The organism is Leyella stercorea (assembly GCF_019052365.1).
Lineage (GTDB): Bacteria > Bacteroidota > Bacteroidia > Bacteroidales > Bacteroidaceae > Prevotella.
The window spans coordinates 1-441 of the sequence record NZ_JAHQUY010000195.1 but is presented as its reverse complement, the minus strand read 5'-3'; the positions used below and the strand labels follow the sequence as shown (position 1 = coordinate 441).

Sequence of the window (441 nt, the reverse complement as noted above, 5' to 3'; positions counted from 1 at the left end):
CCGTGACCACTATACTAACAAATAAAACAGCATAAGCTATGGCAAGAACAAAAGAAACGAAAATGTCTCCTGAACAGCAGGAGAAAATGACACAGGAGGTGGTGGCTTCGCTTCAATCATCCACTTATGGTAAAGACTATGCCCAAGAACATAGCTCTTTCTTTGAAGAGGTGGAGAACTCCGATTTAGAAGTTGTGACAGAGAATGTGGCTGCAACAACCTCCTGTATGGAGGACGAGCTAACGAACGAAGCTCTATCGCCATCGAATCCGCAGAAGCGCATCAGCGGCAAGCAGCGCAAGGCGACACTGGAGGAGTATCAGCAGACATTCCTCCAAGTTCCAAGGATTGACGACCGCAAGCCAGTCTTTGTCAGTTCCGATGTGCGAGACCGTCTTGATCGTGTCGTCCGCATCCTCGGAGGGAGACGCATGAGCGTAT

1 protein-coding gene is annotated in these 441 nt (G+C 49.2%); it reads left to right on the top strand.

Going from position 1 to position 441, the window contains the following annotated elements:
* Positions 1-38: 38 nt before the first annotated feature.
* On the top strand, positions 39-441 hold a 403-nt coding region (locus KTQ90_RS13590; protein WP_217318862.1), incomplete at its 3' end, for a DUF3408 domain-containing protein.